The 25,361-nt window shown below is 63.9% G+C and carries 27 protein-coding genes; 19 read left to right on the forward strand and 8 right to left on the reverse strand.

Annotated features, from left to right (window positions below):
- Positions 1 to 4: 4 nt before the first annotated feature.
- Genes ACJA3S_RS10990 through ACJA3S_RS11015 form a run of 6 tightly spaced genes read left to right on the forward strand, consistent with a single transcriptional unit; the run spans position 5 to position 5,574 of the window.
- Positions 5 to 790, forward strand: coding sequence for an NTP transferase domain-containing protein (locus tag ACJA3S_RS10990; protein WP_186690670.1), 786 nt, complete (start codon positions 5 to 7; stop codon positions 788 to 790).
- Positions 791 to 798: 8 nt separating this feature from the next.
- Positions 799 to 1,491 (forward strand): YidC/Oxa1 family membrane protein insertase, encoded by a 693-nt coding sequence (locus tag ACJA3S_RS10995; RefSeq protein WP_406821851.1) that lies wholly within the window; start codon positions 799 to 801, stop codon positions 1,489 to 1,491.
- Positions 1,484 to 3,328, forward strand: coding sequence for a sulfatase-like hydrolase/transferase (locus ACJA3S_RS11000; protein WP_406821852.1), 1,845 nt, complete (start codon positions 1,484 to 1,486; stop codon positions 3,326 to 3,328). The genes ACJA3S_RS10995 and ACJA3S_RS11000 overlap by 8 nt, the downstream gene beginning before the upstream one ends.
- A complete protein-coding gene (locus ACJA3S_RS11005) occupies positions 3,325 to 4,629 on the forward strand; it encodes a CDP-glycerol glycerophosphotransferase family protein (protein ID WP_406821853.1) in 1,305 nt (434 codons plus the stop codon). The genes ACJA3S_RS11000 and ACJA3S_RS11005 overlap by 4 nt, the downstream gene beginning before the upstream one ends.
- 2 nt (positions 4,630 to 4,631) lie before the next feature.
- Positions 4,632 to 5,270, forward strand: a complete 639-nt coding sequence (locus tag ACJA3S_RS11010; protein WP_406821854.1) for a site-2 protease family protein — start codon at positions 4,632 to 4,634, stop codon at positions 5,268 to 5,270.
- A 25-nt stretch (positions 5,271 to 5,295) separates the two neighbouring features.
- Complete coding sequence (locus ACJA3S_RS11015; protein ID WP_186690663.1) at positions 5,296 to 5,574, forward strand: helix-turn-helix domain-containing protein; 279 nt, start codon at positions 5,296 to 5,298, stop codon at positions 5,572 to 5,574.
- Positions 5,575 to 5,879: 305 nt separating this feature from the next.
- Here the strand turns inward: ACJA3S_RS11015 and ACJA3S_RS11020 are convergent, their stop codons facing one another.
- Positions 5,880 to 6,458, reverse strand: coding sequence for a hypothetical protein (locus ACJA3S_RS11020; RefSeq protein ID WP_406821855.1), 579 nt, complete (start codon positions 6,456 to 6,458; stop codon positions 5,880 to 5,882).
- Positions 6,459 to 6,468: 10 nt separating this feature from the next.
- Positions 6,469 to 6,906 (reverse strand): DUF3592 domain-containing protein, encoded by a 438-nt coding sequence (locus tag ACJA3S_RS11025; protein WP_406821856.1) that lies wholly within the window; start codon positions 6,904 to 6,906, stop codon positions 6,469 to 6,471.
- An 86-nt stretch (positions 6,907 to 6,992) separates the two neighbouring features.
- Here ACJA3S_RS11025 and ACJA3S_RS11030 point away from each other — a divergent pair, with 86 nt between their 5' ends.
- Positions 6,993 to 7,376 carry a hypothetical protein gene (locus tag ACJA3S_RS11030; RefSeq protein ID WP_406821857.1) on the forward strand — a complete coding sequence of 128 codons (384 nt, stop codon included), beginning with the start codon at positions 6,993 to 6,995 and terminating at the stop codon, positions 7,374 to 7,376.
- Positions 7,373 to 8,422 (forward strand): alpha/beta hydrolase family protein, encoded by a 1,050-nt coding sequence (locus ACJA3S_RS11035; protein WP_406821858.1) that lies wholly within the window; start codon positions 7,373 to 7,375, stop codon positions 8,420 to 8,422. The genes ACJA3S_RS11030 and ACJA3S_RS11035 overlap by 4 nt, the downstream gene beginning before the upstream one ends.
- A 33-nt stretch (positions 8,423 to 8,455) precedes the next feature.
- Here the strand turns inward: ACJA3S_RS11035 and ACJA3S_RS11040 are convergent, their stop codons facing one another.
- Positions 8,456 to 8,884 carry an MAPEG family protein gene (locus ACJA3S_RS11040; RefSeq protein WP_406821859.1) on the reverse strand — a complete coding sequence of 143 codons (429 nt, stop codon included), beginning with the start codon at positions 8,882 to 8,884 and terminating at the stop codon, positions 8,456 to 8,458.
- A gap of 190 nt (positions 8,885 to 9,074) precedes the next feature.
- Here ACJA3S_RS11040 and ACJA3S_RS11045 point away from each other — a divergent pair, with 190 nt between their 5' ends.
- Positions 9,075 to 9,899, forward strand: coding sequence for a helix-turn-helix domain-containing protein (locus tag ACJA3S_RS11045; RefSeq protein WP_406821860.1), 825 nt, complete (start codon positions 9,075 to 9,077; stop codon positions 9,897 to 9,899).
- 6 nt (positions 9,900 to 9,905) lie between these two features.
- Here the strand turns inward: ACJA3S_RS11045 and ACJA3S_RS11050 are convergent, their stop codons facing one another.
- A complete protein-coding gene (locus ACJA3S_RS11050) occupies positions 9,906 to 11,132 on the reverse strand; it encodes an MFS transporter (RefSeq protein WP_170029521.1) in 1,227 nt (408 codons plus the stop codon).
- Positions 11,133 to 11,368: 236 nt separating this feature from the next.
- Entirely contained in the window at positions 11,369 to 12,244 is an 876-nt protein-coding gene (locus ACJA3S_RS11055; protein ID WP_406821861.1) for a universal stress protein, read from the reverse strand.
- A 180-nt stretch (positions 12,245 to 12,424) separates the two neighbouring features.
- Here ACJA3S_RS11055 and ACJA3S_RS11060 point away from each other — a divergent pair, with 180 nt between their 5' ends.
- Positions 12,425 to 12,673 (forward strand): hypothetical protein, encoded by a 249-nt coding sequence (locus ACJA3S_RS11060; RefSeq protein ID WP_406821862.1) that lies wholly within the window; start codon positions 12,425 to 12,427, stop codon positions 12,671 to 12,673.
- Positions 12,674 to 12,784: 111 nt separating this feature from the next.
- Here the strand turns inward: ACJA3S_RS11060 and ACJA3S_RS11065 are convergent, their stop codons facing one another.
- The 3 genes from ACJA3S_RS11065 to ACJA3S_RS11075 form a co-directional block, all read right to left on the reverse strand.
- Positions 12,785 to 13,165, reverse strand: a complete 381-nt coding sequence (locus tag ACJA3S_RS11065; protein WP_406821863.1) for a termination factor Rho — start codon at positions 13,163 to 13,165, stop codon at positions 12,785 to 12,787.
- A 97-nt stretch (positions 13,166 to 13,262) separates the two neighbouring features.
- A complete protein-coding gene (locus ACJA3S_RS11070; RefSeq protein WP_406821864.1) occupies positions 13,263 to 14,726 on the reverse strand; it encodes an MFS transporter in 1,464 nt (487 codons plus the stop codon).
- 17 nt (positions 14,727 to 14,743) lie between these two features.
- Positions 14,744 to 15,106 carry a hypothetical protein gene (locus tag ACJA3S_RS11075; protein WP_406821865.1) on the reverse strand — a complete coding sequence of 121 codons (363 nt, stop codon included), beginning with the start codon at positions 15,104 to 15,106 and terminating at the stop codon, positions 14,744 to 14,746.
- Between the two features lie 289 nt (positions 15,107 to 15,395).
- Here ACJA3S_RS11075 and pstS point away from each other — a divergent pair, with 289 nt between their 5' ends.
- The 9 genes from pstS (at position 15,396) to ACJA3S_RS11120 (ending at position 25,357) form a co-directional block, all read left to right on the forward strand.
- A complete protein-coding gene (gene pstS, locus ACJA3S_RS11080) occupies positions 15,396 to 16,427 on the forward strand; it encodes a phosphate ABC transporter substrate-binding protein PstS (protein WP_406821866.1) in 1,032 nt (343 codons plus the stop codon).
- 72 nt (positions 16,428 to 16,499) lie between these two features.
- Positions 16,500 to 17,465 (forward strand): phosphate ABC transporter permease subunit PstC, encoded by a 966-nt coding sequence (pstC, locus tag ACJA3S_RS11085; protein ID WP_289131239.1) that lies wholly within the window; start codon positions 16,500 to 16,502, stop codon positions 17,463 to 17,465.
- The gene (pstA, locus tag ACJA3S_RS11090) at positions 17,465 to 18,358 is read left to right on the forward strand and encodes a phosphate ABC transporter permease PstA (protein WP_186676964.1); all 894 of its coding nucleotides are present in this window, start codon (positions 17,465 to 17,467) and stop codon (positions 18,356 to 18,358) included. The genes pstC and pstA overlap by 1 nt, the downstream gene beginning before the upstream one ends.
- A gap of 75 nt (positions 18,359 to 18,433) precedes the next feature.
- Complete coding sequence (gene pstB, locus ACJA3S_RS11095) at positions 18,434 to 19,195, forward strand: phosphate ABC transporter ATP-binding protein PstB (RefSeq protein WP_217858976.1); 762 nt, start codon at positions 18,434 to 18,436, stop codon at positions 19,193 to 19,195.
- Positions 19,196 to 19,241: 46 nt separating this feature from the next.
- Positions 19,242 to 19,940: a hypothetical protein gene (locus ACJA3S_RS11100; protein ID WP_406821867.1), complete on the forward strand. Its 699-nt coding sequence runs from the start codon at positions 19,242 to 19,244 to the stop codon at positions 19,938 to 19,940.
- Entirely contained in the window at positions 19,940 to 20,539 is a 600-nt protein-coding gene (locus tag ACJA3S_RS11105; RefSeq protein ID WP_406821868.1) for a hypothetical protein, read from the forward strand. Before ACJA3S_RS11100 ends, ACJA3S_RS11105 begins: the two co-directional genes overlap by 1 nt.
- 315 nt (positions 20,540 to 20,854) lie before the next feature.
- A complete protein-coding gene (locus ACJA3S_RS11110) occupies positions 20,855 to 22,039 on the forward strand; it encodes a porin (protein WP_170029533.1) in 1,185 nt (394 codons plus the stop codon).
- Between the two features lie 275 nt (positions 22,040 to 22,314).
- Positions 22,315 to 23,478 carry a nitric oxide-sensing protein NosP gene (gene nosP, locus ACJA3S_RS11115; RefSeq protein WP_406821869.1) on the forward strand — a complete coding sequence of 388 codons (1,164 nt, stop codon included), beginning with the start codon at positions 22,315 to 22,317 and terminating at the stop codon, positions 23,476 to 23,478.
- A complete protein-coding gene (locus ACJA3S_RS11120; protein WP_406821870.1) occupies positions 23,447 to 25,357 on the forward strand; it encodes a NahK/ErcS family hybrid sensor histidine kinase/response regulator in 1,911 nt (636 codons plus the stop codon). The genes nosP and ACJA3S_RS11120 overlap by 32 nt, the downstream gene beginning before the upstream one ends.
- Positions 25,358 to 25,361: the final 4 nt, after the last annotated feature.

The following is a 25,361-nucleotide window of genomic DNA, read 5'->3' on the forward strand; positions in this document are numbered from 1 at the left end:
GCTAATGAGTAAGGAAACCCCTGTTTCGGTGATCATCCTGGCGGCTGGCCTTGGCTCGCGCCTGGAAGACCAGACCCTGGCGAAGAACAAGTGCCTGGTCGAGGTGGCCGGCAAGACCATCATCAGCCGCCTGCTGGAGCAGTTGCAGGCGCACCAGGTCAGCAACGTCATCGTCGGTGTCGGCTACCTCAGCGATGTGCTCGAAAGCTACATCCGCAGCAACCACCCACAGCTCAACAGCATCTTCGTGACCAACCCGATCTATGCCCGTTCAGGTTCGGTGCACTCGTTGAGCCTGTGCCTCGAAGCGGTGCCGGAGGGCCACGATGTGGTGGTGTTCGAGGGCGATGTGGTGGTGGAGGATGCGCTGGTCACCCGTGCCCTGGCTTCGCTGCAAGGGCTCGACGAGGAAGCCTTCGCCACCGTGCTGGCACCGTGGTCGAGCGAGCTGAGCGGTACTTTCGCGCTGGTCGAGGGTGGCCGGGTGAGTGCCTGGAAGCATGAGTCCGTGCGCGATGCCGGGTTCCCTCTGCAGGCCTCGTACAAGACCGTGAACATTACCGCGATGACCCATGCCGGGGCGGGGCTGCTGCAGCGCCACATCCGCCAGACGGTAGCCGAAAAGGGCGTCAAGGCACCTCTGGAGTACGCCATGGACAGCCTGATCGACAGTGGTTACCGCATCGACGCGCTGCTGGTCGGCCAGGAGAAGTGGTTCGAAGTTGACACCGCCGAAGACCTGGATATCGCCAACGATCTGTTCAGCGCCGCGGCGCTGGCCCACGCCTGAGGTGATGCATGTTCGCTGTTCTGCACGACTGGCTGATCCTGCCGATCGCCCACTGTTTCCAGTGGGTGCTGGAGACCAGCTATCAGCGCACCCACGACTTCGGCCTGGCGATCCTGATGCTGAGCCTGGTGTTCAACCTGGTGCTGCTGCCGGCCTACCACTTTGCCGAGACGGTGCAGGGCCGCGAACGTGCGGCACGGGCGGCGATGCAGGCCAAGCTGGAGGAGTTCAAGCGCTGCTTCACCGGCCAGGAGCGGCACATGATGATTGCCGCCCTGTACCGCCTGCACCATTACCACCCAGTGTTCGCCTTGCGCGGTCTGGTACCGCTGCTGATCCAGGTGCCGGTGTTCATCGCAGCCTATGGCCTGCTCAGTGCCTACCCGCCGCTGCAGTACGAGCACTTCATGGGTATCGCCAACCTCGGCGCAGCCGATGGCCTGCTTGGCGGGGTCAACCTGCTGCCCATCGTCATGACCGTGATCAACCTGATGGCGGCCCATGTCTACAGCCGTGACCTGTCTTCCCAGGAACGTCTGCAGACCTGGATCGTGGCGATGCTGTTCTTCGTGCTGCTGTATCCGTCGCCCGCCGGGCTGGTCCTGTACTGGACCTGCAACAACCTTTTTTCTCTGATCAAGAACCTGGTGTATCGAGTGGCCCGTTCCAGCTCGACCCTTCGAAGGACTTCCAATGCCTAATTCGACCAGCCCCGCGCTTGCCCTGCCGGCCAGCGCGGCGGCCAAGGCGGACAAACCGCTCAAATTGTTCGTGCTGTCGTACCTCGCTCTGTACCTGTTGCTGGTACTGGCAGTGCCGCTGGCGCTGACCAGCTTCGAGGATGACGCCACCGGCCTCGAAGGCTACCTGCGCCTGTACGCGACCACCCATGCGGTGATCCTGGGCGCCTATCTGGCGTTGTTGGCGCTGCTCGGCAAGTTCGCTCCGCGCGCGCTGCTCGAGCTGCTGTGCGTGCTCGGCCTGTGGCTGTTGATCGTGGCCGGCGTCTACAGCTTCCTGTTGCCGCTGGACGCCGGGATGATCGACAACTTCAAGTTCTCCGAGCCCCGTGCCATGGCGTTTTCCAGCCAACGGCTGCTGCTCGACGTGGTAGTGGCCGGCGCGGCGCTGTGGGCCGCCTGGCTGCTGGTGCGCCGGTTTGCCGAGCAGGTCGGCAAGGCGCTGACCCTGTTCGTGCTGATCTGCGGTGCTTACGCACTGTTCAGCGGTGTGACCCTGGCGTCGAAGATCGCGGCGATTCCACTGCCGGCCAACGATGGCAAGCAGACCATCTCGTACTCCAAGACCGAGAAGAACATCGTCGTGCTGATGATCGACGGTTCCATGGCCGGTTACATTCCTCGTCTGCTGGCGCATGACGCGGCGGCGGCAGAGCGCCTGAGCGGTTTCACCTGGTACTCCAACGTGGTGTCCACCGGCAACCGTACCTTCAATGCCCTGCCGGCGGTGTTCGGTGGTTTCGACTACACCGCCGCCAACATCAACAAACACCCGGGAAACAGCCTGGAAGAGAAGGTCGACCAGGCCTACATGCTCTATCCGGACAACTTCGCCGCCAAGGGCTACGGGGTGCGCTACGTCGATCCGTTCTGGTACGGCTTCGCCCGCCGTGGCGACTGCAACAAGTTCGTTGCCCGCGGCGCCGGTGACTGCATCCACGTCATCGACACGGTCGGCCGTCAGCAGACCAACGCGCACATGTCGACCAAGCACACCGAATACCTTTGGGGCGTGCTCAAGCAGTACCTGGCGATTTCGCTGTACAAGGCGGCGCCCAACAGCCTCAAGGGGCAGGTGTACGACGGTGGCGACTGGCAGGGCGCCTCGCTCTCCTGGTGGAAGCGCGAGGACAAGTTCCTCGAGAACTATTTCTCGCTGCTGGCGCTGCCGGGCCTTTCGGACACCAACGCACCGGGGCCGACCTTCACCTTCATGGCCAACAACATCACCCGTGCAGTGCTCAAGCTCGACGAGAGCTGCGTGCCGAACAAGCAGTTGGGCACCTCGGTCCAGGAACTGGAGCAATTGCACAGCCAGGACACGGTGGAAATCTATGACACCTTCTACTGCGCGATGAATGGCGTGACCCGTTACCTGGACTGGTTCAAGCAGCAGGGCATCTACGACAACACCATGTTCGTGCTGGTGTCCGACCATGGCTGGCCATCGCGCAATCCACTGCTCAAGGACATGGCGGATGCCGAGCGGCAGGAATTGTACTCGCAGTTCCAGAACCTGCTGATGATCAAGCCGTTCGCGGCCACCGGGGCGCCACGGGAGAGCCGCGAATTCATCTCCAATGCCAGCGTGCCCGGTATCGTTTGCGAAGTGATCGGCGGCTGCGTGGACCGTGCCACCGGCAAGCACATCAGCAACCAGCCGCTCACCGAGCCGGTTCAGCTGTATGAAACCCCGTGGCAGCCCCAGGGGCAGAACGCCGACTCCTACAAGATCCTCAGTACCTATCAGGTCAAGGACGACGTCTCGGTGCCGGGTAACTGGAGCAAGGTGCAATGACCGGGTTGCTGGACCATGCGGTCACTGTTCCCTACATCGGCCTGTACCTCGACCCGGGCACCGGCAGCCTGCTGTTCTCGCTCATAGCCGGCGTGGTCACCACCGCGTTCTATTCGGTCAAGGGCCTTTACTATCGCTTCGGCGGTGGCGGCAAGGGGGTTGCCGCCACCGCCGAGCGTAGCGTGCAGGAAGCCTGGCCGGTGGTCATCTATTCCGAAGGCCGGCAGTACTACGGCACGTTCCGGCCGCTGCTGGCAGCCCTGGCCAAGGCCAGGATCAGGACCTTGTACCTGAGTTCCGACAGCGAAGACCCGGGGCTGCAGGCGTGGAGCGAGGTAACCGGCTGCTACATCGGCAGTGGGCACAAGGCTTGGGCATTGCTGGCGCGCTTGCGCGCCGACCTGTGCATCTGCACCACCCCGGGGCTGGACGTCATGCAGTTCAAGCGCTCGAAACGGGTGCGCCACTACATGCATCTGGTCCACGCACCGACCGACAAGGCGTTCAACCGGCCTTACTCGTTCGACTACTTCGACTCGGTGGTGATCAACGGCCCGCACCAGGAGCGCACGCTGCGCTACCTGGAGCAATTGCGTGGGTTACCGGCCAAGGACCTGATCATGGGTGGCTGCCTGTACTACGACGATCTGCTCGAGCAGTTGCGCAACCAGACCCCCGAACTGGTCAGCCCCGGCCGGACCGTGCTGCTGGCGCCGACCTGGGGGCGCAACGGTCTGCTGCGTCTGCACGGCAGCAAGTTGCTGAGCGCGCTGACTGCCCAGGACATCAACCTGATCATCCGCCCGCATCCGCAGAGCATGGTCTCCGAGCCCGAGCTGATCCAAGAGTTGCAGGCGTTGTTCCCCAATGGCCCGCGGCTGCAATGGGACTTCTCCTCGACCCCGTTCAGCGCCATGGCGCGTAGCGACGTGATGGTCTCGGACATTTCGGGGGTGATCTTCGACTATGCCTTCCTGTTCGAACGCCCGGTGATCACCGTCGGCATCGAGCCGGTGCGTGAAGGCACCGAGGCCAGCGACCTGCCGTACGATCCGTGGGAACTGACCGTGCTCGATGACATCGGCCTGCGCCTGAGCGAGGAGCAGATTCCACGCCTGACCGAGTACCTGCCACAGGTGCTCGAGGACAGCCGCTACCCGCGCAACATCCGCCACTTGCGTGAGCAGTACGTGGTCAACTTCGGCCATGCCGTCGGCCCCATCCTGAAGGCTATCGAGCCACTGATCGGGCAGGGCGTCAGCGAGCCGTCGGCTGCTGCGCTGTCGCGGCAGGCGGAGTGAGCATGGCCGCGGTGATCGAAAGCCTGGCCATGCTGTGGCCGGCGCTGGTGCTGGCGGTGACTGCGCACGAAGCGGCCCATGCGCTGGTGGCGACGTTGTTCGGTGACCACCTGGCGCGGGACAACGGACGGCTATCGATCAATCCGCTGCGGCATTGCTCGTGGCTGGGTACGGCACTGGTGCCCTGCGCGGCATTTACCCTGAGTACGCTGGCGCACCTGCCGGGTGCATTGGTTGGCTGGGGCAGGGCAGTACCGTTTGGCTCGCCATTGGCCAGCAGCCGTCTGGGCCTGCTATGCACCGCGCTGGCCGGGCCGCTGGCCAACCTGCTGCTGGCCTCGGCCTGCCTGGCGCTACGCCCGCTTGCCGGGCCTGGCGCCTGGCTGGCGTTTCTCGACACCAGCGCCTCGCTCAACGTGCTCCTGGTCGTGGTCAACCTGCTGCCAGTACGTCCGTTGGATGGGGCTACCTGCATCCAGGCGTTGTGCGCGCAACGCTGGCGGTTGCGCCATGAAAGCCTGCAACCGTACCTGCAAGTGCTGGTGGCTGGCTTGTTGTTTACCGGGCTGCTCGGGCAGTACCTGCTGTGGGCGGCCCGCACGCTGTTGAGTTTACTGCCAGGAAACATTTTGCATGGCTAGTTATGGACGTGAACCAGGAGGCTGCATGGCCAGGAAGGCACTCGAATTTCTTTTGTCGGACGAAGACCGAGCGCAACTGCAGAAGATCGCTCGCTCAGGGTTGATGCCTTATCGGAGCGTCACCCGGGCCTCGATCCTGCTGCTGCTGGACAGCGGCATGACGCCGAAGGAGGTCAGCTTGCGCATGAACGTCACTGCACCGGTCGTGTTCAAATGGCGCAGTCGCTACTTGGCCAAGGGCGTGGTTGGCCTGGAAGACTTGCCGCGTGGCGGGGTGCCCAGGGCGCTTGCGCTGGCCGGTTGATTCAAGCAATGCCGGGGCCGTTTCGCGGCCCATCGCCGGCAGGCGCGGTTCCCACAGCTACAGCGCAGTCCTGGAGGCGGGGGATAATGCTGTAGGAGCAACTGCGTTGTTAAACATCTGAAGGTTTGGACGATCCCTGAGGGAACAGGCATGCCCTTGACGCGTGCCTGTAGGAGCGGCTTCAGCCGCGATCACCGGCAAAGCCGGTGCCATCCACCGTGTCGCCTGCTTCGCGGATAAATCCGCTCTACAGTGGCCGCCGTACCTGTGGCAGCTGGCTTGGACAGCTGTCCGTCGGCAATCGCCTAGAACAGCCCGCCAAGGGAAATCGTCGCGCCAGCACCCGCCTGTACCCCGACGTTGAGTCCGGCAGACATGATCACGCCCTTGGCCGAGCGCAGCAGGCGCACGGCACTGTCGTGCGGCAGAAGCAGATTGCCAATCGGCGTCAGCGTAGCAGCCGTCATCGCCAACAGCTTGGCGTCCAGGCCGAACAGCATTGCCGAGCCGCTGGCGCCACCCACCAGTCCGATCCCACCTTCGATGAACACACAAGGGCCTTCGAAGTCCTCGCGGACCAGGCCACGGGCAGCGATCGAGTCGGCCACCAGCACCCGGCCGACGGCGGGGAAGTCCTCGCTGGCGCCCGCCGCTCCGACGCTCTTGCCACGCACATGCAAATTGACCTTGCCAAAGCGCGGCAAGCGCGCGCCAAGGCCGACACCGACACCCAGCGACCCGTAGCGAAACTGTTGGTCGACCCCCTGCGGGTCAGTCAGTGTCAGCGCGCCGCCAGCAGCAGCGGCGAAGACAACGGTCAAGCCGCCTCCGCTGGCGGTCTTGTAGCGCCAGTCGCTGACGCTGACGGGTAGAGGAATATGCATCTGAACATCCTTATACAGGCCGCGCCATTCGGCGTCGGCGAATCCACGCGGCCAAGTGGTAGCCGCCTCCAAAGGTGAAAACCAGAGCGAACAGGCCGGCCAGCAGGCTCGCCCCCCATAGCGCGCCCCGGTCATCGATGATCGCGCTGGCGGCGGGCGCTTCCGGGCGGTACAGCACGCCCACCTGGTCGCCTACCGCGTAGCCGAAGATCAAACCGCTTTCGGGGTAGCTGATGACCTTGCCGGTGGCGTCGGTGAAGTCGATCTGGGGATGGCTGCCGCCCGCGTTCAGCGCGCTGACAGTGCCTTGGGCGCGTTGCGCCTGAGCCAGAAAGCCCAGCCGGTCGTCAACCAGCCAAAGTGTGAGATAGAGCAGGCACAGGCCCAGGGGAAGGAAAACCAGGGCGCGGAGCAAGTCGCCCCGGGGTGAGTATGGCGTCTTGGCCATGACAGGTCCTTGCATCGTCCTTGAAACGGCGGCTATTGCAATTAAATTGCGGCGCGCTGTCAAGTGCGGACGGCGGGCGCTGCAGCATGGGCTACACGCGTCTACTTTCGCCTTTCTACAAATTTGCCATTGACCTGGAAATGGGCGCGCTTTGCTTCGCCGAAATGCAGCTCGCGCAAGCGCCCGCGTTCACTGTCGGCAAGGGCGATCTGCGAGACGTTGAACACGATCCCGTGGTTGCCCATGTACGGCTATGTTCCGGCAAATTTCATTTATCGCATCCTTTCGTAACAGACAGCCATGCTGAACGACCCGGTATCCAGAGTGTCTGTCACAGCTCGGCTGAATGCGCTCATCGCAACCCCGCTGCGCAAATGTATGGGTGTGCCGCCAGCATGGCTGGTATGGTGCCTGCGCACGGTTCGCATCCTCTCGACACTGAACCCCGTCAAGGAAGACAAAAACAATGAAAACAGTCCTCGGCCTGCTGCTCTTCATCAGCCTGCAGCTACCGGCATTCGCTGGCTACAAGACCATCGGCTTCCAAGCCTCGACATTATCGGGCGAGCAAAATACCCGCCCGTTGGAGCTGGTCATCTGGTACCCGAGTACGACCACTGCCGCCCCCCAACTGGTCGCTGATACCGCAGTGTTCATCGGTGACCTCGCCGTGCACGACGCACCTCCAGCTGCAGGCACATACCCGCTGGTGGTGCTTTCCCACGGCTTTCGCGGAAACTGGGGCAACCAGTCGTGGCTGGCCAGTGCACTGGCCCACCAAGGCTTCATCGTGGCGGCGGTCAACCACCCCGGCACCACCACCCGCGATCGCGGCCCTGCGGCCGCGGCACAGTTGTGGCAGCGCCCCATCGACCTGCGCCGGGCCATTGATGCGGTGATGGCCCGGGCGGGCCAGGTTGGACGGGTGGCGAAAGGGCAGGTCGCGGTGGTCGGCCATTCCCTGGGAGGCTGGACTGCGCTGGAAATCGCCGGTGCCCGGTTCGATGCCACGCGCTTTGCCCAGGACTGCGTCACCCATCCGCAGTTGTCCAGTTGCAGCGTTTACAAACAGATCAATCCCGACCGCGACCCGGTATCGCAGGCACGCCTGGGCGGCGATCTGCGCGACGACCGTGTCACCGCCATCGTTACCCTGGATCTTGGCTTGTCACGGGGCCTGAGCGATGAAAGCCTGGCGGCACTGCCGGTGCCGGCGCTGGTGATTGCGGCGGGTGCGCCTTCGGCAGACCTCCCGGCGCAGTTGGAGTCTGCCGACCTGGCCAAGCGCCTGCCTGCGGCGACCAGCCGTTATGTCGAGATCGCGGACGCCAGCCACTTCAGCTTCCTGTCGCCGTGCAAACCAGGTGCGGTGGCGTTGCTTGAAGAGGACGCGGCTGGGGACGGCGTTATTTGCCGAGAGGGTAATAGCGCCCGCCCGCGGACGCAGATCCAGTTGCATATTGCCTCACTGGTCAGTGGCTTCCTGCAGCAGCATTTCGCCATGGCTGATCGCTGAGGCCGTTAAACAGTTGACACCTGGCCGGCTCGATCACGGCGATAGCAGGGTCTTCATGAGCGATGCGCTGAGCCCCAGCAAACAGAAGATGCCGACACCGTAGCAGACCGTTCGCCAAGGCTGGATGCCCTTCAGGTAGGCCAGGGTGTGCAGTACTCTGGCGACGGTAAACACAATGCTCAGACTGGCCGTCACGGGTGCAGGGGCATTCAGGGCAATGGCCAGCCCACCGAGCGCGAAGAACGCCGGAATGTTTTCCAGGTCGTTCGCCCATGCCCGGCTGCCTCGGATGACTTGCGCCAGCTCCTGGCCCCGAGCTGCCCGCTTGAACACAGCGGCATCCTCTGCATTGGTGAATGCCTTGTGACGTAACCGGAACAGGCCCTGGTAGCAGGACACCGCAAACATCTTCAGGAACAGCACCACCACGCATGATGCATAGACCGTCAATGCACTGGTCATCCCTGGCGCCTCCGGTCAATGGTGGGATAGGGAAACAGCGAAAAAAGCGGCAAAGAAACCAGCGCAAACAGGCGAACTGCCATGGTCCTGTCCTTGGTAGGGTTTGCTGGCACAGTACGGACAGGCTGCTTTACGCTCAATGACCTGTGAGGTCATGACACAGGACACAAGGATTAATCGGAGGTAAAGCATGGATCGCTTGCGGTACTACCAGAAGACCATCACCCCAACTACGACGGCGGGCCAGCATGTGCGCAACCTGCGCCGTCAGGCGGGGCTCAGTCAGCTGGACCTTGCGCTCATGGCCGGCGTTTCCCAACGCCACCTCAGCTGTGTCGAAACTGGGCGCGCCAGAGCGAGCCCCGGTACCTTGCACGCCGTGCTTTCGGCCCTGGGGGCATCGCTGGAGTACTGCAACGAAGTGTTTCTCGCTGCTGGCTATGCCCCTCGCTACGCCGCAACGCCGCTCGAATCGCCCGCCCTGGATGTAGTTCACGCGGCTATCGAGCAGATCCTGCAGGCGAACAATCCGGTGCCTGCCATCGTCCTCGACAACAACTGGGACATCACAGCTGCCAATGTCAGCACCGGCCTGCTGTTGGCCATGGCGGGCATACCGCAGGATTCGGCTGCAGGCCTCAACTTGCTGGAGACGCTGCTCAGCCCCGGGGGCCTGGGTGACCGCTTGGCAAATGCGCAGGAGGTCCGTGCCGCTGCCTGGCACCGTGCGGCCCGGGAGTCGGCCTGCAATCCGGCCCTTGCCAAGCGCCTGAGCAGCCTTCCGCCTCCGGGTAATGCCATGCCGGCAACGGTTACCAGCCCGATGCTGCTGACACGTGTGTGCACGGCAAATGGTGAGTTGAGTTTCGTCTCTACCTTCACCACCTTCGGCATGCCACTGGACATTACCGTGGAGTCACTGCGAATCGAACATTTGCTACCCGCCGACCTGCCGACCCGGCAACGGATGGCGCAGGCGTTCGAGCAGTGGAACCTGGCACACGGCTATCGCTGATGGCCCTCAGCCGGGTTGCGCCGCCAGGCTGTTGCTGACATTACGCCCCAGCACCAGCACCGTGGCGAAGCCACAGCCGACCAGCGCCGTGGCCAGGCTCAACAGCACCGCGCTGCCCAGCTGGTCGACGATGCGCCCGCCGAAGAACGAGCCCAGCGCAATGATCACCTGGAACATGGCAACGAACAGCGGCATGCCACGTTCGACATCCTTCGGCGCGACCACGAACATCCAAATGCTCGCGCAGGCCGGGAATGCACCGAAGGCGAAGCCCCACAGCCCGATCAGCATCGCGGCACCGCTGAGGCCGGTGGCGAAGTGCGGAAACAGCGCGGTACTGGTGCCGATCATCACCGCGACCAGCAGCAGGGTATGGCGCACGCTGCGGTTGGCCGCAAAACCGGCAAACAGATTGCCGATTACCCCGGCCACGCCATACAGCAACAGCAACGAGCCAATGGTCGGCCCATCGAAGCCGGAGCTCTGCTTGAAGAATGGCGCCACATAGGTGTACGCGGCAAAGTGCGCCAGGCCGATCAGCAGGACGGCGATCAGGCCGACGCGCGCCAGTGGGTTGATGAACAGGGCCGGCAGGTCGCTGATACGGATGGCCTTGTCCGGGTTGAGCCGGGGCAGCAACAGTACCTGCGCCAGCAGCACGGGGACACCCAGCAGCGCGGTGATCAGGAAGGTCATGCGCCAGCCCATCAGGCCACTCAGCCAGGTGCCTACCGGCACGCCCAGCACGGTGGCCAGGGTTACCCCGACCATGATGATCGAGGTGGCCTGGGCCACGCCCACGCCCTTGGGGGCCAGGCGGCCGCTGAGGGCGATGGCGGTCGCCCAGAAGCCACCGATACTGATGCCCAGTAGCACGCGCCCGAACAGCAGCAGGCTGAAGTCGCTGGCATAGGCCACCACGGCGTTGGCGATGATCATGATCAGCGTCAGGCCGATCAGCAGGTAGCGACGGTCCAGGGCGCCAATGCCCACCGACAGCAACGGCGCGGCAAGGGCGGCCATGATGCCGGGCAGGGTCACCATCAGGCCGGCGTGGCCGGCACTGATGCCAAGGTCGCTGGCTACATCGTTGAGTACACCCACCGGCAGAAACTCGCTGGTCACCAGCGCGAAGGCGCCGACGGCGACCGAGAGAATCGCCAGCCACTGTTGTTTGACACTTTGTTGCGCATGTTCGGGCAGGCCACGAGGAGCCTGGCTGGAATTTTCCATGGTCTTGGATTCCGGAAGGAAGAGGGTCGCCTGTAGCAGGCGCTAGGAGCGGGGAAGAATCTGAAAGCGATTGTACGGGGCGGTTTTGCCAGGCCAACAGGCGCGTCGCTCGATAGTAATCATCAATGCGATCGATGCAACGCCTTGCGCGCAGCACCGGTTGTTGGCCTGGGGTATAAAGCAGCAGGCTACCGCCCGCTGTAATGGAGGACGGCAGTCCTCCACCTCACGGCAGGTTACGGCGCGACCAGTACATCACATTGGGCCTCGTTCAGCACCTGCTGGGTGACGCTGCCGATCAGCAGTTCTTCCAGTGCGCCTTGCCCCTGTTTACCGACCACGATCAGGTCGCATTCCAGCGCCTGTTGCTGTTCGGCAATGCGCCACGCCGGGTCGCCGTGCAGCACGATCTGCCGGGCTTCGGGCAGCCCGGCAAGTGCGCTCAAGGCCGCGAGTTGCTGCTGGGCATCCTGGCGGATGACATTGCGATAGTGCTTGAGGGTGTCGTGGTCGATGCTGGTGAAGCGCATGCTGCTTTCGAAGGGGGCCTGGTACACATGCAGCAAAACGATCTCGGCCTGCGGCGCGATGGTTCTGGCCAGTTCAAGGCTGCGCAGCGACGCCGGGGAAAAATCCACCGGCACCAGCAAGGTGCGATAGGTATCGCGCGGTGCCTGCTTGACCACCAGCACGGGGCAGGGCATGCGATCGAGCATTTTCTGTACCGTCGAGCCCAGCAGCAGGCGGCGTGCCAGGCTTTGGCCCTTTGCTCCGCAAACCAGCAGGTCGCTGCGTTTGTCCTGCACCACGCGGGTGATCTCGGCGGTGACCGAGCCAGTGGCGACTTCCACACCGGCAGCAATGTCGTAGCGCTGGAACAGCATCGCGGCCAATGCGCGGATTTTCTCGCCAGCGGTATCCAGCACGCGCTTCAACAGGCCGTCATCCGGTGCAGCCAGCTGCTTCAGGCGCTCGAAGGGGGCCGGGTTGGCAACGTACAGCAGGTCCACTGGCGCCTGGTGCGCCTTGCTCAGGTATGCCGCGCGCTCCGCCGCGTTGCGGGCAGAGGGCGACAGGTCGGTGGCTACCAGTAGGTGTTTCAGCGGGCTCATGTGGGGCTCCTTGTCCAAAGCCGTGCGTGCAGCCATCGTCGCGCGAACCCCGCTGGGCGGCTTGATTTACATCAAAGGAGTGCGGCACAGGGTTTCAGCACTGCGCCTGGCAATTTTTTGCATGAGCCAGCTTGATGCTTTCACATAGCCATACTAATACTAAGGTGTTGCCGAAGGGGGATGATCATGCAGACGCGCTTCGTTGTGGTTCCCGCTGTGCCCATCAAGAAAGAGACCTATCCTCGCCGGCTTGGCTTTCCCGCCGCCCTAGGGGAGGGTTACGACCTCTACGACACGCAAGACAAGGTTCGCCTGAGCCTGAACCTGCCGACGCGTGCGCAAGCTGAATTCGAATGTGAATGCCGCAACCGTTGCCCCGATGCCGATGCCACGCCGATCGCTGGCAATGGCCTGGGTGCCATGGGCTGAGCCACGCTGGATGTTCCACTGAAGCCCGCCGACACTGGGGCCGCTAACGGCTTGCGCGCCAAGTGTTGAGCGCGGCGGCACGCTGGCCGCCGCCCCCTGTCTCGATATGCCTCAAGCGTGCTTGCGCAGCGCTTCCACCAACTGGGCCTTGGTCATGCTGGAGCGCCCCTTGATGTCCTTGCTGCGCGCTTCCTTCATCAGGCTTTGCTTGGTCTGGGTTTGCAGTGAAGCGCCCGAGCTGCGCGAATGGCCCTGACGTGACTGGGCGGCGCGTTTGGCCGAATCCGCGCGCGCGGTTTTCTTCTCGGCAGAAGAGGTCTTGCTACCGGAGCCGCCTTTCTTCTCGCCACCACCGGATTGTTTGTTGACCGTGGCCCAGGCACGGGCTTCGGCTTCATCCTTGGGCACGCCTTTGTGTTCGTAGCTTTCCTCTATATGTTCGGCCTTGCGCTTCTGCTTGTCGGTGTATTTGTCCTTGTCGCCGCGTGGCATGGTCTTCTCTCCTGCTGTGGGCTTGCACGGTTGAACCCTGTGCAAGCGCAGAGTGCCGGGCAATGGACGAGCGGTGCCCTGGCCCGGCCGGCTTGGGTCAGGTGTCGCTGACCTGCGACAGCGGCCTGGCCACGTGCTCGAGCGGGCGGCGCTCGGCTGCCACGCCCCACACCGCCTGGGTGAGCGCGGCGATGACCATCAGCGCCGCGCCGAGCAGGTAGCCATACAGCACGTTCAGGCGCTCACCCGATGCGATCAGCGCACCGAACAGGGTGGGGCCGATGAGGCCGCCGAGGCCTGTGCCAAAGGCATAGAACACAGCAATGGCCAGGGCGCGGATTTCCAGCGGGAAGGTTTCTGCCACCGTCAGGTAGGCTGAGCTGGCCGCAGCCGAGGCGAAGAAGAAAATCACCATCCAGGCCAGGGTCTGCTGCAGCACATCGAGCAGCTGTTGCTGGAACAGGTAACCGCTGACCGCCAACAACAGGCCGGACACCAGATAGGTCAGGCTGATCATGATGCGCCGGCCTACCAGGTCGAACAGCCGGCCGAGCAGCAATGGCCCGCAGAAGTTGCCCAGGGCGAAGGGCAACACGTACCAGCCCACCTGTGCCGACGGCACGCCATAGAAGTCGGTGAGTACCAACGCGTAGGTGAAGAAGATCGCGTTATAGAAGAAGGCCTGGGCGGTGAGCAAGGTCAGGCCTACCAGCGCCCGGCGCCGATGCAGGATGAACAGGCTGTGGAAGACTTCGCGCAGCGGCGTATGGTCACGCCCGCGCAAGCGCAGTGCAGGTCCCTGCAACGGCGGTAGGGCAATGCCGCGTTGCCGGTAATGGCGTTCGATGCCGGCAACGATGCGTTCGGCTTCCTCCGCCTGGTTGTGAATCATCAGCCAGCGCGGGCTTTCCGGTATCCACAGGCGCATCAGCAGGATGACCAGGCCGAGCCCAGCGCCAATGCCAAAGCACAGGCGCCAGCCCAGCTCGCCACCTGCCACGGCCGGGTCGAGCAGCACCACCGCACCCACCGCGCCCAGCGCCGCGCCGATCCAGAAGGTGCCGTTGATGGTCAGGTCGACCCAGCCGCGGTAACGCGCCGGGGTAAATTCCTGGATGGTCGAGTTGATCGCGGTGTACTCGCCACCGATGCCGGCGCCCGTGAGGAAACGAAACACCAGGAAACTCCACAGGTTCCAGGAAAATGCCGTGGCCGCCGTGGCGCCGATGTACAGGCACAAGGTGATGAAGAACAGCCTGCGTCGCCCCAGGCGGTCGGTCAACCAACCGAACCACAACGCGCCGGACACCGCGCCGGCGACGTAGGCTGCGCCGGCCAGGCCGATGTCGGTGGTGCTCATGGCCAGGGCCGGGCTGTCCTTGAAGGCGCCCGACAGCGAACCAGCCAAGGTGACTTCAAGGCCATCGAGCAGCCAGGTGATACCCAGCGCCAGCACCAGCAGCGTATGAAAACGCGTCCAGGGTAGCCGGTCGAGGCGGGCGGGGATGTCGGTGCTATGCAGGCGCACCTGCGCCGAGCCAGCGTCGGAAGGTGTCGTCACGCCAGGTAACCCGTGCCTCAGCTTCCCGAGCCTGCGCCACTGCCGCCCGCGCCACCCGCGCCACCCGAACCGCTGCTGCCGCCTCCGTTCCCGCTGCCACTGCCCGAACCGGTACCCGTGCCGCTACCGCTACCCGAACCCTCGGTGGTGCCATCGCCGCCGGTGCTGTCGGTGCCATTGTCATCCGTGCCGCCCGTACCCATGCCGTCCGCCGGGGTGCCCGAGCCGCTCGCTCCCCCTTGGCCGTTCATGTGGCCATTATCGTGGGGCTGGCTGCCCGGGGCGGGTTGGTCGATGACGTCGGTGGCAGCCAGCGCCAGGGGCGCGCCGCTGCCCAGGCACAGGGCTAGCAGCAGTGATCGAAGTGTTGTCGGTTGCATGGTGAATCTCCTTTTCCAGTGGGTCACTCACTGTTCGGCCGGTAACCGGGGCACGGGTGCCGCGCTGGCGACGGACGGGCGCCAGGGCCATTCGCGGGGTCATGCAATCGACATGTCAGGCCGTTAACCTTGGGCCAGACGCTTTCACATGCGTCGTCGCCTCCGAGAGCCGGGGTGCGCCGTGATGGCGCGGCCGGGCGGCTCTATCCCGCGGCATGCCATTCATCGGTCACAAAGCTGTAACATTGCTGCTGCAAAGTGTGCCGGCCATCACACGGAGCGCTTTTCGATGATACGCCTGATGAAGTCTGCTGCACTTGCCGTTGCCGTTTCTGTCTGCGCCACTTCGGCCGCCTTCGCTGCAGAGAACGTACGCCTGACCGGGTCTGGCGCCAGCTTCCCTGCACCGATCTACCTGACCTGGTTCAAGGCCTTCAGCAAGGAAACCGACGGCGTCACCGTTGATTACCAGTCCAAGGGGAGCGGGGCGGGTGTTCAGGATTTTCTGAACAAGACTGTCGATTTTGCCGCCAGCGACTCGGCCATGAAGGCTGAAGAGATCGCCAAGGTCGGCGAGGGCGTGCAGTTGCTGCCAATGACCGCCGGTGAAATCGTCCTGGCGTACAACCTGCCGGGCAACCCGAAAGGGCTGAAGCTGCCGCGCGACGTCTACTCGAACATCTTCCTCGGCAAGATCACCCAGTGGAACGACCCGCAGATCGTCGCGGCCAACCCCGACCTGAAGCTGCCAGCCACCCCGATCACCGTGGTCGTGCGTGCCGACTCCAGCGGTACCACGGCGGTCTTCACCAAGCACCTGTCGGCAATCAACGCTGACTTCAAGCAAGCGCTGGGCGAGGGCAACACCGTCAACTGGCCTGCCAGCGACAAGTTCATCAAGTCGCCGAAGAACGACGGGGTAACCGCCACCGTGCGCCAGACCCCAGGTGCCATCGGCTACATCGAATACGGCTTCGCCAAGCTGGCCAAGGTCGACTTCGCCCAGCTGCAGAACAAGGCCGGCCAATACGTGGTACCGAACGCCGAAAGCGGTGCCGAGGCGCTGGCTGCGGTGAACATGCCGGAAAACCTGGTGGCCTGGCTGCCTGACCCGGACGGTGCCAAGTCCTACCCGATCACCTCGTACACCTGGATGATCTTCCGCAAGGACAACGGCAACCCGGCCAAGGCCAAGGCCATGCGCGACATGGTCGAGTACAGCCTGACCGAAGGGCAGAAGGTTGCCGATTCGATGGGCTACATCCCGCTGCCGCAATCGGTGGTCGACCAGGTTCGCAAAGCATCCGCCAACATCCAGTAATGCCCTCGGGCGCTCCCGGTGCGGTCCTGTGGCCATGCCGGGGGTGTTTGCCCCCTGTCCCGGAACTTGCCCATGAACTCACCTTTCGCCATCCCGGATAACCCCCACTCCGCATGCCAACCGCCGTCTGCGAAAGACTTCCTGGTGGATCGCACCTTCCGTGCGCTGGCACGCATCGGTGTGGTGCTGGTCCTGGCACTGGTCTTCGCGCTGGTCTACGAAGTGGGCCGCAAGGCCCTGCCAGGCATCGAGAAGCACGGCTTCGATGTGTTGTTCGGCAGCGTCTGGGACGTCAACCAAGGCAAGTACGGTATTCTGCCGGCAATCTGGGGCACGCTGTACAGCGCCCTAATCGCCCTATTGATCGCCGGTTTCTTCGGCGTCAGCATGGCCATTTTCCTCACCCAGGACTTCCTGCCGGCCAAGCTGGCGGCAGTCTTCCGCACCATTGTCGAGTTGCTCGCCGCCATCCCCAGCGTCGTCTACGGCCTGTGGGGCATCTACGTGGTGATCCCGGCCATCCGCCCGCTGACCACCTGGCTGAACAGCGAACTGGGCTGGATTCCGTTCTTTGGCACCTCCCTGAGCGGGCCTGGGCTCCTGCCTGCCGCGCTGGTGCTGGCCATCATGATTCTGCCGACCATCGCCGCCGTTTCGCAGGATGCGCTGACCAGCGTGCCGATGAAAACCAAGCAGGCGGCCTACGGCCTGGGCGCCACCCACTGGGAGGCGATCCTCAAGGTCATGGTGCCGTCCGCGGCCACCGGCATCTTCGGTTCGCTGGTGCTCGGCCTGGGCCGGGCACTGGGCGAAACCATGGCCCTGGCCATGCTGGTGGGCAATGCCAACAACATTTCCGTGTCCCTGTTCGCCCCGGCCAATACCCTGGCCGCGCTGCTGGCGCTGAACTTCCCGGAGGCCGGCCCGAACGAGGTCGAGGTACTGATGTACGCCGCGCTGGTACTGATGTTCATCACCCTGCTGGTGAACGTACTCGGCTCGATGATCATGCTCTACGCGCAGCGGGGTAACAAATGATGACCGACCTGACCACCCCGACCAAGGCGCTGCCCAGCCTGCAGCGCAAGCTGGAAGGCCGTTCCCTGCGCAGCCTGGTGCTGACCACGCTGGCCTGGTGCGCGGCGCTGGTGGCCAGTGTGCCGCTGGTTTCGGTGCTGTACATGCTGATCACCCGCGGTGGTGCCCGCCTCAACCTGGAGGTGTTCACCGAGCTGCCGCCCACCGGCTTCGAGATGGGCGGGGGCTTCGGCAATGCCATGGTCGGCACCTTCGTCATGGTCGGTATTGCTGCAGCCATCGCCGTGCCGGTCGGTATTCTGGCCGCGGTGTTCCTGGCTGAACTCGGCCCGGACAGCAAGCTGGCCAATGCTGCGCGCTTTGCCGCCAGGATGCTCACCGGCCTGCCATCGATCCTGGCCGGGGTGTTCGCCTACGCCCTGGTGGTGATGACCACCGGGACCTACTCGGCGCCGGCAGGCGGCGTGGCCCTGGCGGTACTGATGCTGCCCATCGTCGTGCTGACTGCGGAAGAGTCGATGAAGATGGTGCCCAAGATCATGAAGGATGCCGCCTATGGCATGGGCTGCACCCGGGCCCAGGTGATCTGGAAAATCGTCCTGCCCACCGGCCTGCCAGCGATCCTCACCGGCGTCATGCTGGCCGTGGCGCGTGCCGCTGGCGAAACGGCGCCGCTGTTGTTCACCGCGTTGTTCAGCAACTACTGGATCCTGCATGACGGCGACCTGGCGGTAATGAACCCGACGGCCTCGCTGGCCGTGCTGATCTACAACTTCTCCGGCATGCCATTCGACAACCAGCTCGAGCTCGCCTGGGCGGCCTCGCTGGTACTGGTGATGATCGTGCTGGTAATCAACATTCTGAGCCGAGTTTTCGGCAAGCCCAAGTACTGAGAAAGGGAGCATTCGACCTTGAACGTATCCACTGCGCAAAAAGCCGCTCCCGTGGTCAGCGAAGCCCCCATCGTCATGGACTGCAAGCTGGACAAGATCTTCTACGGCAATTTCATGGCCGTGCGCGACAGCCACGTACCGATCCGCAAGAACCAGATCACCGGCTTCATCGGCCCGTCCGGCTGCGGCAAGAGTACCGTGCTGCGCAGCCTCAACCGCATGAACGACCTGGTCAAGGGCTTCCGCTTCGAAGGCCACGTGCATTTCCTCGGCCAGGATGTCTATGGCAAGGGGGTCGACCCGGTCGTGGTGCGCCGCTACATCGGCATGGTGTTCCAGCAGCCCAACCCGTTCTCGATGAGCATCTTCGACAACGTCGCCTTCGGCCTGCGCCTGAACCGCTACAAGGGCGACATCGGCGACCGCGTCAAGCATGCCCTGCAGGGCGCTGCGTTGTGGGACGAAGTAAAGGACAAGCTCAAGGTCAGCGGCCTGTCGCTGTCCGGCGGCCAGCAGCAACGCCTGTGCATCGCCCGCGCCATCGCGACCGAGCCGGAAGTGCTGCTGCTGGACGAGCCGTGTTCGGCGCTCGACCCCATCGCCACCCGCCGGGTGGAAGAACTGATGGTGGAACTGAAAAAGGACTACACCATCGCGCTGGTCACCCACAACATGCAGCAGGCGATTCGTGTGGCTGATGAAACCGCGTTCTTTTCGGTGGACATTTCCCAGGGCACCCGCACCGGCTACCTGGTGGAAATGGGCCCGACCACGCAGATCTTCCAGAACCCGCGCGAGCAACTGACCGCCGACTACATCAGCGGCAAGTTCAGTTGAGCCCTGGTCGCGTCGTCTTCCGTTGAAGTGTTACCCGGGGTTTCCAATGCCAGCGAAGCGTCGTCTTGATCTGTCAGCGGTAGAGCGCGCACTGCGTGAGGTGCAGGCCCGTTTTGCCGAACTCAGCGAGCGATTCACCGAACCGCGCGACCCGTTCACCGACGAGGTGCTGCTGAATGTGGTCGAGGGCTATGCCCTGGTTGATGACTATGTCGCACGTGGCATCGACCTTTTCGACCTGCAGCAGTTGAACCTGATGCTGGAGATCAATGCCACCGTGCTGTGCGGCAGCGATCCGGCCCGCCGCCTGGAGTTCGCCGCGCATCTTGCCGCGACCGAGGCGCGCTTTTTCAACAACGTCGAAGGCGGCATCAAGGATTTGTACAACTGGTACTGGGCCTACCGCAGTGACTCGATCTGGAAGCGGGCCGCCGGTGTCTATGTGCGCATCCTCAGCAAGCCGCAGCTGTTCATCGAAGGCAACAACCGCACCGGGTCGCTGATCGTCAGCTACCTGCTGATGCGCGCCGGGCTGCCGCCCTTCGTGCTGTCGCTGGACAACGCCGAGGGCTACTTCAACCCATCCTCGGTCATCCGCAATTCCGCCAAACACGGTGTCAAGGCCTTGTACGAATTACCCAAGATCAAGAAGAAGTACGCCGCCTTCCTCGAAGCGAAGGCGCCTGAACCGGGCCAGTTCTTCCTGGGCGGCATGCCTGTGCCTGCCTGCGAGAGGTGCCGCTGATGCACGGGGCTTCACTGCTGCAGCGTGGCTGGCAGGCCGTCGAGCGCCGATTCAACCGGCCAAAGGTGCGCATTTCGTTCGACATCGACGACACGCTCGCCTGCCAGGCAGACCACGCCGCCGCCGAACACAGCAAGCTGCCGGCCTTTGTCCACCGCTGGTTGGGCGAACCCCTGCGCAGTGGCACGCGCGCGCTGATCCGCGACCTGCGCCGCCAGGGCTGCAGCATCTGGATCTACACCTCGTCGGGGCGCACGCCGTCGTACATTCGCCGTTGGCTGATGCTCTACGGCATCCGCGTCGACGGCGTGGTCAACAGTGACCGCCACCAGCATGCCCTGGCCAGGAACGGGCTGGGCCATGCACCTTCGAAGCTGCCCTCGGCTTTCGACATCGATCTGCATGTGGATGATTCCGAGGGGGTGCGGCTGGAAGGTGTCGACCACGGTTTCCGTGTGCTGGTGGTGTGCCCGCAGGATGAACAGTGGGCGCAGAAGGTCAAGGACGCGGCTGTCGATGTACAGGCCCAGCTGGCCTGGCAGCAACCGCACCGCTATGAGAGGCCGGTGCGGCTAGGTTCACAAGCGCTGGTTTCCTGAAACCAGGCGATTGCGCTCGGCTTGTGAAGCGGTCGACGCGGTGGCTGGCACCGGCTGTGCCGGTGATCGCGGCTGAAGCCGCTCTCACAGGTACGGCGTCAGGTCGAAGCCGGGCTTTTTGTATCGCTACCTGCCTGCCATTAATGCCTAAACCCTAAGTCTCGCCTCCCGGCCCAACCCGGTAGCGGGCCCGAATGCTCACGCCCCACACGCCGGCCCAAAGCACCCGCCAGCCCGCTCCAAAGCAGCGTTTCTGGCCCTTTGCCCGCTTCTGATAATCGCCTCCGACATCCCGTCCCCGTTTCGGAGCGCGCCATGTACAACAATAAGAACCTGTCCCCCCGTTTGCTGGCGGCTGTCACCGTCAGCCTGTCGAGCCTTTGCCTGAGCAGTGTCGCCGAGGCCGAGATCATGCTGTACGACAAGGACCAGACGACGTTTTCCACCGACGGCTATATCAACGCCTTCTACGTCAACAGCGATGTCGATCGCGAGGGTGAGCAGTACGACCGCCGCCAGTCGCGGGTGAAGATGGGCTTCCTGCCCAACTACCTGGGCTTCAACATGGGCAAGCAGGTGGATGACCTCAAGCTCGGCGCGCGCGCCTCGTTCTGGGTGACCATCAACGACAGCGAAACCAACGGCACCGACACTGCCATCGACGTGCGCCAGTTCTACGGTACCGTGGCCAACCCGGAATGGGGCGAGGTGCTGATCGGCAAGGACTTCGGCCTGTTCGCCCGCTCCAACATCCTGCTCGACGAACTGCTGGCCGGTTATGGCCAGGTCAGCGATACCCTGGGCCTGGTGGACGGCGGCGGGGTATCGTTCGGCAACATCGGCAGCGGCTACCCATACCCGTTCCCCACCTCGCAGATCACCTACCGCACCCCGGTGATGGACGGCCTGCGGGTGGCAGTCGGCATCATGGACCCGGTGGACACCAACGACAGCAGCCCGACCGGCAAGGCCTACCAGGAAAACCCGCGCACCGAAAGCGAGATCACCTACCAGTTCGACCTGGGCGGGGCGCAGATCTACAGTTGGCTCAACGGCAGCTACCAGACCTCCGACAACACCGACCCGGCGGTGCAGTCGGTCACCTCCAAAGGTGTCGGCTATGGCGTGCAGGCGAAGATGGGCGGGCTGTCGCTGACCGGTTCGGGGTTCCAGGCCAAGGGCATCAACCCGTTCTTCACCAATAACGCTGGCGAACCGACCCTGCGCAATGTCGACAGTGACGGCTACCTGCTGCAGGGCTCGTACAAGTTCGGCAAGAACCGCGTGGCGCTGTCCTATGGCAAGACCAAGGACGATGGCAACGGCGCGGTCGACAGTGGTGCGGATTACGAAACCCGTGGCATCGCGCTGTTCCACGACATCAATGACAACCTCAAGCTGGTTGCCGAGTACAACCAGTTTTCCATCGATGGGCATGAAACCAGTGCGCAGGACGAAGACACCGATACCTTCGCGGTGGGGGCGGTGTTGACCTGGTAATGGCCGAGTCCCCAGCCGCGGTGTGCGCATCGCACCGTGGCCGGGGGCTGCTGCGCCGCCCATCGCGGCAAGCCAGCTCGCACAGCTACTGCACAGGGCTTGCGGCCGATGCAGTCGATGCGGGAGCCGGCTTGCCGGCGATGGGCGGCAAGGCGGCCCCGAACGGCGGGGTGCTTTACATCCATGGAACTGCCCACCCGCTACCCAAGTAGCATTCGTCGCCAGTGATCGCCTTCGTACACTCTTTGCTCAGCCAACCCGCGCCGGAGACCAGGATGCAGCAGGCTCACAACGACGGTGTGGTCAGCGCCATGTCCCAGGCTACCGACGCCCGGCTGGCGGCCGAGGAGCTGGCGGCGCAGCTGCTGCACCCGCACCTGGGCTTCGTGCTGTTCTTCTGCTCCGCCGAATACGACCTGCAGGTCCTGGGCGAGGCCCTGGAGCAGGGCTTTGGCGGCATCCGCCTGGTCGGTTGCACCAGCGCCGGCGAGATCACCCCACTGGGCTACGGCCGTAACTGCATCACGGCGGTGGGCTTCGATCATCGGCATTTCTCCATCGCCACCGGGCTGATCGACGAGATGGAGCACTTCAGCCTGATCGATGCCCAGCAAATGGTCGAGCGCCTGGTCGGCACCTGCCGCAGCAACACCTTGGCGCCGATCAAGGGCCACAGCTTTGCCCTGACCCTGCTCGACGGCCTGTCCAGCCGCGAGGAGATGGTGCTCGCAGCGCTCAGCGCCGCCCTCGGGGATATTCCGCATTTTGGCGGTTCGGCCGGCGACGACAATTACCTGACCCGTACCCACGTGTACTTCGGCGGCGCGTTCCATAACGGCGCGGCAGTGGTGGTGCTGGTCAATACCTGGCTCGATTTCGAGGTGTTCACCACCCACCACATCCTGCCACGGCAGGAAAAGCTGGTGGTCACGGGGGCCGACAGTGCCCAGCGCCGGGTCTTCGAACTGAATGCCGAGCCGGCCGCCGAGGAGTACGCCCGGCACATCGGCGTGCCGGTGGCCGAACTCGACTACCAGGTATTCGCCGCCCATCCGCTGGCCGTACGCATCCACGACCAGTACTACGTGCGGGCGATCCAGCAAGTGCACCCGGACCAGAGCCTGAGCTTCTACTGTGCGGTGGAGAACGGCATCGTGCTCACCGCCATGACCCCCGGGCCGTTGTTGCCCAACCTGCAGCAGCTGTTCGACGGCTTGCAGCAGCGTCTCGGCCCACTGTTGCTGACCATCGGTTGCGATTGCTTTCTGCGGCGGCTGGAACTGGAAGGCCAGCACGGCCTGGAGCCGATCGGCGCGTTCCTGCGCGAGCAGCGGGTGATCGGCTTCAACACCTACGGAGAACAGTTCAATGGCATGCACATCAACCAGACCTTCACCGGCGTCGCCATTGCCCGCAACCGGCCTCCCGTCAATCGCTGACCTGCAGCTGGAAATCACCCGGCTGCAACATGAAAACCATAAGCTGCAGCGTATCAACGGCGCCCTGATCGAGCGCGTCGAGTCCGGTGTGACGCGTGGCAACGACCCTTACGCGGCGTTTCAGCACTCGGTGGTGCTGGCCGAGCAAGTGCGCGAACGCACCGATGCCCTGAACCAGGCAATGGCCGAGCTCAAGGCCGTCAACCGCCTGCTCAGCGAAGCGCGGCAGCGGGCCGAGACTGCCCACCAGCACCAGATCCGCCTGATTACCGACAATGTCCCGGCGTTGATCGCCTACCTCAACGCCGACCTGGTCTACGAGTTCACCAACAAGGTCTACGAAGAATGGTACTGCTGGCCCCCCGGCGTGATGCTCGGCCAGCGCCTGCGCGAGGCCCACAGCGAACAGCATTACCAGCGCCTGGAAGCCTACGTGGCACGTGCGCTGGCCGGCGAAAGCGTCACCTTCGAATTCGCTGAAACCAACAGCAGCGGGCAGGAGCGCTACATGCTGCGTTCCTATGTCCCGAACCGCCTGGCCAATGGCGAGGTCGCCGGCATCTTCGTACTGATCCGTGACATCACCGAGCGGCGCAACACGGCGCAGGCGCTACACCAGGCCTACCAGCACCTCGAGCAACGGGTACGCGAACGCACGGCAGAGCTGACCAGCCTCAATGAGCAACTGTTGCGCGAGATCGAGGAGCGCAGCCGCGCCGAAGCGCGCCTGCGCGAGGCCAAGCGCGAGGCCGAACAGGCCAACCTGTCGAAGACCAAGTTCCTCGCGGCGGTCAGCCATGACCTGCTGCAACCGTTGAACGCGGCGCGGCTGTTCACCAGTGCGCTGCTCGAAAGCCGCGAACCGCAGGACAGCACCCAGCTGGTACGCAACGTCAGCAATTCGCTGGAGGATGTGGAGAACCTGCTAGGTACCCTGGTGGATATTTCCAAGCTCGATGCCGGGGTGATCAAGGCCGACGTCGCACCCTTCGCCCTTGGCGAACTGATGGACAACCTTGCCGCCGAGTATGCCCAGGTGGCCCGCAGCGAAGGGCTGGAGCTGCATTTCGTGAGCTGTTCGGCCGTGGTGCGCAGTGATATCCAGCTGCTGGCGCGGATCCTGCGCAACCTGCTCAGCAACGCCATTCGCTATACCCCGCGTGGGCGTGTGGTGCTGGGCTGCCGGCGCCTGCGCGGCGGCCTGCGCATCGAGGTGTGGGACAGCGGCATCGGCATTGCCGAAGAACACCTGGAGGAAATGTTCCAGGAGTTTCGGCGCGGCGATGTGCAGCGCCCACAACAGGACCGTGGCCTGGGCCTGGGCCTGGCGATCGTGGAGAAGATCGCCGGGATCCTCGGCCACCGCATCCGGGTGCGTTCCTGGCTGGGCAAAGGCTCGGTGTTTGCCGTGGAGGTACCACTGAGCAGCACTGCGCCCAAGGCCCAGCCAAGCCTGGCGATCAGCGAACCGATGCTGGAACGCCTGCGCGGCGCGCGGGTGTGGGTGCTGGATAACGATGCCGCGATTTGCGCCGGCATGCGCACGCTGCTGGAGGGCTGGGGCTGCCGCGTGGTCACCGCCTTGTCGGAAGAGGACCTGGCGCGCCAGGTGGACAACTACCACGCCGAAGCCGACCTGCTGATTGCCGACTACCACTTGGACAACGACTGCAATGGTGTCGATGCGGTGGCGCGGATCAACGCCCGCCGCACCCAGCCGCTACCGGCGTTGATGATCACCGCCAACTACAGCAACGAGCTCAAGCAACAGATCCGCGAGCTCGGCCACACCCTGATGCACAAGCCGGTGCGGCCGATGAAGCTGAAAACGGCGATGAGCCACCTGCTTGCCAGCAGCTGCCCGGCGCCGCGCGCATAGCGCC

The sequence above is a fragment of the Pseudomonas sp. KnCO4 genome, assembly GCF_045344305.1.
Lineage (GTDB): Bacteria > Pseudomonadota > Gammaproteobacteria > Pseudomonadales > Pseudomonadaceae > Aquipseudomonas > Aquipseudomonas anuradhapurensis.

What these genes read in the sequence shown, in the direction of transcription:
- ACJA3S_RS10990 (WP_186690670.1), top strand. Translation starts at nt 5, where the DNA reads ATGAGTAAGGAAACCCCTGTTTCGGTGATCATCCTGGCGGCTGGCCTT.
- ACJA3S_RS10995 (WP_406821851.1), top strand. Translation starts at nt 799, where the DNA reads ATGTTCGCTGTTCTGCACGACTGGCTGATCCTGCCGATCGCCCACTGT.
- ACJA3S_RS11000 (WP_406821852.1), top strand. Translation starts at nt 1,484, where the DNA reads ATGCCTAATTCGACCAGCCCCGCGCTTGCCCTGCCGGCCAGCGCGGCG.
- ACJA3S_RS11005 (WP_406821853.1), top strand. Translation starts at nt 3,325, where the DNA reads ATGACCGGGTTGCTGGACCATGCGGTCACTGTTCCCTACATCGGCCTG.
- ACJA3S_RS11010 (WP_406821854.1), top strand. Translation starts at nt 4,632, where the DNA reads ATGGCCGCGGTGATCGAAAGCCTGGCCATGCTGTGGCCGGCGCTGGTG.
- ACJA3S_RS11015 (WP_186690663.1), top strand. Translation starts at nt 5,296, where the DNA reads ATGGCCAGGAAGGCACTCGAATTTCTTTTGTCGGACGAAGACCGAGCG.
- ACJA3S_RS11020 (WP_406821855.1), bottom strand. Translation starts at nt 6,458, where the DNA reads ATGCATATTCCTCTACCCGTCAGCGTCAGCGACTGGCGCTACAAGACC.
- ACJA3S_RS11025 (WP_406821856.1), bottom strand. Translation starts at nt 6,906, where the DNA reads ATGGCCAAGACGCCATACTCACCCCGGGGCGACTTGCTCCGCGCCCTG.
- ACJA3S_RS11030 (WP_406821857.1), top strand. Translation starts at nt 6,993, where the DNA reads ATGGGCTACACGCGTCTACTTTCGCCTTTCTACAAATTTGCCATTGAC.
- ACJA3S_RS11035 (WP_406821858.1), top strand. Translation starts at nt 7,373, where the DNA reads ATGAAAACAGTCCTCGGCCTGCTGCTCTTCATCAGCCTGCAGCTACCG.
- ACJA3S_RS11040 (WP_406821859.1), bottom strand. Translation starts at nt 8,884, where the DNA reads ATGACCAGTGCATTGACGGTCTATGCATCATGCGTGGTGGTGCTGTTC.
- ACJA3S_RS11045 (WP_406821860.1), top strand. Translation starts at nt 9,075, where the DNA reads ATGGATCGCTTGCGGTACTACCAGAAGACCATCACCCCAACTACGACG.
- ACJA3S_RS11050 (WP_170029521.1), bottom strand. Translation starts at nt 11,132, where the DNA reads ATGGAAAATTCCAGCCAGGCTCCTCGTGGCCTGCCCGAACATGCGCAA.
- ACJA3S_RS11055 (WP_406821861.1), bottom strand. Translation starts at nt 12,244, where the DNA reads ATGAGCCCGCTGAAACACCTACTGGTAGCCACCGACCTGTCGCCCTCT.
- ACJA3S_RS11060 (WP_406821862.1), top strand. Translation starts at nt 12,425, where the DNA reads ATGATCATGCAGACGCGCTTCGTTGTGGTTCCCGCTGTGCCCATCAAG.
- ACJA3S_RS11065 (WP_406821863.1), bottom strand. Translation starts at nt 13,165, where the DNA reads ATGCCACGCGGCGACAAGGACAAATACACCGACAAGCAGAAGCGCAAG.
- ACJA3S_RS11075 (WP_406821865.1), bottom strand. Translation starts at nt 15,106, where the DNA reads ATGCAACCGACAACACTTCGATCACTGCTGCTAGCCCTGTGCCTGGGC.
- pstS (WP_406821866.1), top strand. Translation starts at nt 15,396, where the DNA reads ATGATACGCCTGATGAAGTCTGCTGCACTTGCCGTTGCCGTTTCTGTC.
- pstC (WP_289131239.1), top strand. Translation starts at nt 16,500, where the DNA reads ATGAACTCACCTTTCGCCATCCCGGATAACCCCCACTCCGCATGCCAA.
- pstA (WP_186676964.1), top strand. Translation starts at nt 17,465, where the DNA reads ATGACCGACCTGACCACCCCGACCAAGGCGCTGCCCAGCCTGCAGCGC.
- pstB (WP_217858976.1), top strand. Translation starts at nt 18,434, where the DNA reads ATGGACTGCAAGCTGGACAAGATCTTCTACGGCAATTTCATGGCCGTG.
- ACJA3S_RS11100 (WP_406821867.1), top strand. Translation starts at nt 19,242, where the DNA reads ATGCCAGCGAAGCGTCGTCTTGATCTGTCAGCGGTAGAGCGCGCACTG.
- ACJA3S_RS11105 (WP_406821868.1), top strand. Translation starts at nt 19,940, where the DNA reads ATGCACGGGGCTTCACTGCTGCAGCGTGGCTGGCAGGCCGTCGAGCGC.
- ACJA3S_RS11110 (WP_170029533.1), top strand. Translation starts at nt 20,855, where the DNA reads ATGTACAACAATAAGAACCTGTCCCCCCGTTTGCTGGCGGCTGTCACC.
- nosP (WP_406821869.1), top strand. Translation starts at nt 22,315, where the DNA reads ATGCAGCAGGCTCACAACGACGGTGTGGTCAGCGCCATGTCCCAGGCT.